Source organism: Achromobacter sp. 01N37, assembly GCF_056399725.1.
In genome coordinates this window covers 877915-884023 of the sequence record NZ_JBFTRX010000005.1, presented here as the reverse complement: position 1 = coordinate 884023, position 6109 = coordinate 877915, and the positions used below count along the sequence as shown (strand labels likewise).

General features: G+C 64.5%; 7 protein-coding genes. 2 read left to right on the top strand and 5 right to left on the bottom strand.

The window, feature by feature from the left end:
• Nucleotides 1-249: 249 nt before the first annotated feature.
• The gene (locus AC1DSJ_RS15545; protein ID WP_175170783.1) at nucleotides 250-1089 is read left to right on the top strand and encodes a tRNA threonylcarbamoyladenosine dehydratase; all 840 of its coding nucleotides are present in this window, start codon (nucleotides 250-252) and stop codon (nucleotides 1087-1089) included.
• A 44-nt stretch (nucleotides 1090-1133) separates the two neighbouring features.
• On the opposite strand, the gene AC1DSJ_RS15540 is transcribed toward AC1DSJ_RS15545, so the two are convergent.
• The 3 genes from AC1DSJ_RS15540 to AC1DSJ_RS15530 are packed head-to-tail and all read right to left on the bottom strand — an operon-like array spanning nucleotide 1134 to nucleotide 3173.
• On the bottom strand, nucleotides 1134-1445 hold the full coding sequence (locus tag AC1DSJ_RS15540; RefSeq protein ID WP_054428098.1) for a non-heme iron oxygenase ferredoxin subunit: 312 nt from the start codon (nucleotides 1443-1445) through the stop codon (nucleotides 1134-1136).
• 13 nt (nucleotides 1446-1458) lie between these two features.
• Nucleotides 1459-1932: an aromatic-ring-hydroxylating dioxygenase subunit beta gene (locus AC1DSJ_RS15535; protein WP_441370721.1), complete on the bottom strand. Its 474-nt coding sequence runs from the start codon at nucleotides 1930-1932 to the stop codon at nucleotides 1459-1461.
• Between the two features lie 2 nt (nucleotides 1933-1934).
• Nucleotides 1935-3173 carry an aromatic ring-hydroxylating dioxygenase subunit alpha gene (locus tag AC1DSJ_RS15530; protein WP_441370537.1) on the bottom strand — a complete coding sequence of 413 codons (1239 nt, stop codon included), beginning with the start codon at nucleotides 3171-3173 and terminating at the stop codon, nucleotides 1935-1937.
• A 111-nt stretch (nucleotides 3174-3284) separates the two neighbouring features.
• On the opposite strand from AC1DSJ_RS15530, the gene AC1DSJ_RS15525 reads away from it, so the two are divergent.
• Nucleotides 3285-4217 (top strand): LysR family transcriptional regulator, encoded by a 933-nt coding sequence (locus tag AC1DSJ_RS15525; RefSeq protein WP_346552205.1) that lies wholly within the window; start codon nucleotides 3285-3287, stop codon nucleotides 4215-4217.
• Here the strand turns inward: AC1DSJ_RS15525 and AC1DSJ_RS15520 are convergent.
• The gene (locus AC1DSJ_RS15520; protein WP_175170786.1) at nucleotides 4198-4830 is read right to left on the bottom strand and encodes an aminotransferase class IV family protein; all 633 of its coding nucleotides are present in this window, start codon (nucleotides 4828-4830) and stop codon (nucleotides 4198-4200) included. The two genes, AC1DSJ_RS15525 and AC1DSJ_RS15520, sit on opposite strands and share 20 nt — an antisense overlap.
• A 141-nt stretch (nucleotides 4831-4971) precedes the next feature.
• Nucleotides 4972-6108 (bottom strand): aminodeoxychorismate synthase component I, encoded by a 1137-nt coding sequence (locus AC1DSJ_RS15515; RefSeq protein ID WP_441370538.1) that lies wholly within the window; start codon nucleotides 6106-6108, stop codon nucleotides 4972-4974.
• Between the last annotated feature and the right edge of the window lies 1 nt (nucleotide 6109).

Below are 6109 nucleotides of genomic sequence, written 5' to 3'. Positions count from 1 at the left end.
GCTCCGGACCGCAATCGTGGGCGCGCGCAGTCAGGGCCACCGCGCCGATGGGCGACCTACGAAGCACTAACCCCCAGCGCCTACGAAGCACTAACCCCCAGCGCCTACGAAGCACTAACCCCCAGCGCCTACGAAGCACTAACCCCCAGCGCCTACGAAGCCCTAACGCCAAGAAGCACCAACGCCAGTACCCACCAAGCACAACCCTCCGTCCCTCCCCGAACAACAACCTGCCCTAAAATACCCGCCATGACCTCCCCCGATCACGCTCTCCCTCCCGCTGACCTTGAACGCCGTTTCGGCGGTCTCTCCCGGTTGTACGGCCCCCAAGCTCCTGCACGCCTGCAAACTGCGCACGTTGCGGTGGCTGGCCTTGGCGGAGTCGGGTCATGGACCGTCGAAGCGTTGGCGCGTTGCGGGGTCGGGGCGTTGACGCTGATCGACCTGGACCATATCGCTGAATCCAACGTCAATCGGCAGATCCACGCGCTGTCTTCCACGCTGGGCCAATCAAAGGTCGATGCCATGGCGGAACGCGTGTTGGCGATCAACCCGGAATGCCGGTTGACCCGCGTGGATGATTTCGTGTCGCCGGAAAACGTGGCCGACGTTCTGCCTGGCCCCTATACCGTCATCATCGACTGCACCGACCAGGCCGCGGCCAAGATCGCCATGATCTTGCATGCGCGTGCGTTGGGAATTCCCATGTTGTTGTGCGGGGGCGCGGGGGGCAAGACCGATCCGTTGGCCTTGCGGGCCGGTGATTTGTCGGTGGCGGTCAACGATGCCTTGCTCGCCAAGCTGCGCAACAAACTGCGCAAGGAACATGGCTTTCCGCGGGGGTCTGATCAGAACGGCAAAGCGCTCAAGCGTGTGCCGAAGATGGGTATTCATGCGCTGTGGTTTGATCAGCCCGCCATCCTGCCTGACGCCTGGACGCGTCCCACGGAAGGCGAAGATGACCTGGGCGCGTCGGGGCAGAACATTGCGCCGCAGGGCTTGTCTTGCGCGGGATATGGGTCGGTGGTGACCGTGACCGCGGCCATGGGGATGGCGGCGGCGAACGAGGCGTTGCGGCTGGCGATCTGAGCGCCAGCTGGGGTCGCGCAGCCCCTCTCGGCGGCCGCGCGCGTTTACAGCGCCACGAACACTATTCCGTCCTCGATCCTGACGGGATACGTCATCACGTTTTCACGCAGCGGCGAGCACAGCGCTCGGCCGTCGCGCACGTCGAAGCGGCCCTGATGCAGGGGGCATTCGATTTCGTGGCCCGTCAGGAAGCCGTCGCATAGCCTGGCGTTGCCGTGCGTACAGAGGTTGTCGGTGGCGTAGACCTCGCCTTCCACGCCGTACAGCGCGATTTCGCGGTCACCTGCCTGCACGGCGATAACGTCGTCTTCCGGCACGTCGGCGCGGGCGATGGCCTTGATCCATTGCGTACTCATGCGGCTTTCCTCTTCAGATGGGGTAGATGAGCGAATTCGGGATCAGTTCGCTGTCGAAAATGCACAGCCGCGATTCAAACTTCAGGCCGTCCGGCGTGTGGCGCACGACGTCCAGATAGCGGCCCACGTTGAACACGGTGGTCAGCTGGTTGGGCTTGGTGCGGAACACGGCGTAGTTCGCTTCGGATTCGATGCGGTCGTCGTCGACCGCCAGCACGCGCGGCGCGCCGACCACGTGGCGCTGGTAGTAAGGGTCGTGAAAGATTGTGTCGGTGGCGCCGTAGATGCGGTCTTTCAGCATGCCGCGGCTTTCGAATGCCATCGTCGCCAGCGCATAGCCGCGTTCGTGGTTTTCGCGGGGCAGCACTTTGTAGACGCAGTCTTCCAGAAAGAAGTCAGGCCATTTCTCCCATTCTTCGGCGTCCAGCGCGGCGGCGTAGTCGGCGTACAGGCGGGTCAACTGGTAGTAGAGCGGAAAGTCCAGCATCGTCATGCCTCCATCACGCGGCGCCAATACGCGTACATGCCGCGGATCAGCGTTTCGGTCACCATGTGGTCGGTGTTCTCGGCGGTCTTGCCGCCCAGTTCCGCCACGCTGCGGTGCCACGGCTTCTGTTGAAAACCCGATTGCGAAAATTCGATGACTTCGCCGTCGTCCGCCGACACAAAGCCGGCGGGGCCAAACAGGTTCGCCTGGCGCAGCCGCCGCCGCGTCATCTCGGGCGTGTCATCTGCGAAGCCGAAGTGCGTCCAGACGAAATCGAAGGCGTCGTGCCCCACGGGTTGGATGTGGCGGGTGGACAGCGAATTCACCTGCTGCTGAATGATCACGCTGGGAAACAGCGTCATCAGCACGGCGGTGGGGCCGTTCCACCAGGGCTCCTGCACGATGTCCAGGAAGCGGTCATCGTTTAACGACATCTGTTCCTTGAAGCTGGACACCCCGCTGGTGACGCTGCCCTTGCCGCCCTGGCCGCGCGTGGAAATCATGGCGGCATGGCGGAAGTGGCGGTCCATTTTCAGTTCAGACCGGTTGTCCGCGCGCCACAGGCCGAAGGTGACGAACCAGGTATGCAGCAGGCCGGGGTGATAGGGGTCTTTGATGTTTTCCTGCATCAGCTTCCAGTTGCCCGGAATGCGCTGGCGGCTGTAGCCGTGAATCACCAATTCGCGGCCGTCGAAAACGCGGTCGAAGTAGTGCAGGATGTCGGGGCCCAGATAGTCTTCCAGCGGTTCGGCGTCGTGGTCGAACGAGGCGAACACCACCCCGTTTCTACAGGCTACCGCCAGTTTGGTCAGGCCGTGGTCTTCCGTTTTGAAGTCGGGGGGCATGCCGCCGTTGATCTTGCCGTCTTGTTTGACGCCGCGCCGGAACGGCACGCCGATCAGGTTGCCTTGCAGGTCGTAATTCCATTGGTGATAGGGGCAGACGAATTCGCTGCGGTTGCCGGAGCGTTCCCGGCAGAACTGCACCCCGCGATGTGCGCACACGTTTTCCACCACGCGGACCTGGCCCTCGTTGTCGCGCAGCAGGATGACCGAGCGTTCGCCGACGGCCGTGCGTTTGAAGTCGCCCGGGTTGGGGATTTCGGCCTCCAGGCCGACATAGCACCAGTGCGCCTGGTAGAAAAAGCGTTCCAGCTCGCGCTGGTGCAGGGCGGCGTCGGTATAGACGCCAAAGGGGATGCGGTGTGAACCGTCACCCTGCCAGGGCGGGTCGATCTGCATGGTTTGTCTCCTATTTTTTATCGCTTCATCATCGAGCAGGCGATGAAATAAATAAATAGAATCTGATCAATAGAAGACATCACCAAAATCAATATTGGTGGAGACAAACGCATGAACCTGAAAGACGTGGACCTGAACCTGCTGGTCGTCTTCAACGAACTGCATAAGCATGGCCGGGTGTCGGCTGCCGCCCAGAGCCTGGGCATCTCGCAACCTGGCGTCAGCAACGCGCTGAGCCGGCTGCGCAAGCTGCTGGGGGATGAGCTGTTCTTGCGCACATCGCGCGGAATGGTGCCCACGCCATATGCCGAGGCGCTGGCCCGGCCCATCGCGGATGCGCTGGGTGCGTTGCATGGCACGCTGAACGCGCACGCCGTGTTCGACCCCGCGCGCAGCGAACGGGCGTTCGTGATTGGCGTGAACGATGTGGGCGAAACCTACTTCCTGCCGCGCCTGATGCGGGCGCTGGACGCCGCCGCGCCGGGGGTCACGATACGCACCGTGCGCACCACGTCAATAGACGTCCGCGACGAAATGGAGCGTGGCCGCATCGACCTGGCCATGGGTTTTCTGCCCGGCCTGCAAAGCGGCTTCTTTCAACGCAAACTGTTCAGCCAGCCCTATGTATGCATCTTCCGGCACGACCATCCGCTAGCGCGTTCAGGCGTGTCGGCCAAGCAGTTTCGGGCGGCGGAGCATGTGGCGATCGTCTCCGAAGGCACGGGGCATGGCGTGGTGGATGAGGTGATTGCACGGGCTGGCATTCGCCGGCGCCTGAGGTTGACGGTGCCGCATTTCATCGCAGTGGGGCCGGTCTTGCAGGCCACCGACATGATTGCCGTGGTGCCGCAGCGCTTTGCCGACTGCGCCTGTACGCCGTTCGGGCTGGCGACGGCGCCCTGTCCGGTGAAGATTCCGGAGTCGGTCATCAATGTGTTCTGGCATGCGCGCAACCACCGCGAGCCTGCCAATCAATGGCTGCGGCAGGTGGTGGTGGAGCAGTTTGCGGATCAGGACGGGCGGGTCAGGCTTCCCGCAGCGTGACGCTGAACCAGCCGCGCAGTGCGTTGGACAGGCGGATTTCGTCGGCGGCGTGCAAGTCGGCCAGGGTCAGCACGCGTTCGCGCACGTTGCCGGTGTCCAGCAGTTCACCGCGTTGCACGCCCGGCAGGCAGCCGCTGTCGACAGGCGGCGTGTACCAGTGGCCGTCCATGCGCAGGTAAACGTTGCTGCGGCTGCCTTCGCACAGTTCGCCGCGTTCATTCAGATAGAGCAGGTCGAAGATGTGCGGATGCGCGGGCAGCCATTCGATGGTCTTCGTGTACCAGGGGCGATGCGTGGTCTTGTAGCGCAGCAGCGGTTCCGAAGACCGCAGCGCCTCGGGCGCCAGCATCACTTCCTGCACGGCGGGCAGTGGCGGCAGCATGGCCGTCTGGATGTGGCGGCTGCCGTCGCGGGCGACCAGCAGGCGCAGACGGTGCGGGCCGGGCGTGACCAGGCCCGTGGCGGCGATCATGATGTCGCCTTCCACCGCGCGGCCGCCCCAGACGTAGCCCAGCGCCTTGCATGACGCTTCCAGCCGCGCGAGGTGGCGGGCCAGCAGCGGCACGCGTTGTTCGGCATCGACCAGGATGGTCTCGATCAGTTCGGGTTGCATGGGACTCTCCTGGGCAATGGGCGGGGTGGGGCGCGCTCTATGCTACTACCGGCGGTGGTGACGTGGCAGGAGTTTGATGGGTTGCGCGTTGGGCATTACCTATCTGCGTGGATGATTGGCCGCGCGGATCGGCAACACCCTTCAACTCCGCAGGATGCGGGCCTTCCAGTGGCATTCCTGCCATTCTTCCGCCGGGTCGGAATCGTGGACGATGCCGCCGCCCACGCTGTAGACGCCGTGGCCGTTCTGGTCCAGCACCAGCGTGCGGATGGCGACGTTCAATGAAAAATCGCCATTCGGCGCCAGCCAGCCTACGCTGCCGCAGTACAGGCCGCGCGGGGCGGTTTCCATCTGGCGGATGCGGCGCATGGCGGCGACTTTGGGGGCGCCGGTGATCGACCCGCAGGGGAACAGGGCGGTCAGCACGTCTGCCAGCGTGGCGTCGGGGGCCAGCGCCGACACGGTGGACGTCATGGTCCAGACCGTGGGGTAGCGTTCCAGCGAAAACAGGGCGTCGACCTTGACCGAACCCGGCTCGGCCAGCCGGCCCAGGTCGTTGCGCAGCAGGTCCACAATCATCAGGTTTTCGGCACGGTTCTTTTCGCTGGCCAGCAATTCCTGGCCCAGCCGTACGTCTTCAACCGGGTCGGGGTGGCGCGGTGCGGTGCCTTTCATGGGGCGGGTCGTCAGGCGGGGGCCATCGCGCCGGACGAAGAGTTCGGGCGAAAACGACAGCACCGTGCGTGCGCCGTCTTGGATGAATGCGCCGTGGGCAACCGGGTTGCGGCTGGCGATGCGCCGGTAGAGCGTGGCGGCGTCGCCTTGGTATTGCACGTCCAGCGGCTGCGTGAAATTGACCTGGTAGAGCTCGCCGTCGCCGATCAGCCCGCGGATGGCGTCGATCTGGCGCACATAAGCGGCTTCGGTCATGCGCGGGGCGGGCAGGCTGATGGCGGACGGCGCGCTGGCAGCGTCCGGCGCATCCCAGGGGGTGTCGTCCACCTTGCGTTCGAAAACCAGCGCGGTCAGCCGGGCGCGGCCGTCGTCTTGCGGCGGCGACCACGGGCCGGCCGGCGCGGGCAGGGTGGCTTCGGGCAACAGCCATTCGCCCAGTTCATAGTCCAGCAACAGGGCGACCCAGCGCCCCTGTTGCCGCGCGGCCTCAATGGCCGCCAGCGCGGGGGCGACTTCGCCGGCGGTGCGCGCTTCGATGCGGGAGCAAAAGCCCTCGAACTTCAGCGCGCGGCCGGCCAGCCGGTCTTCAAAACGACATTCCATG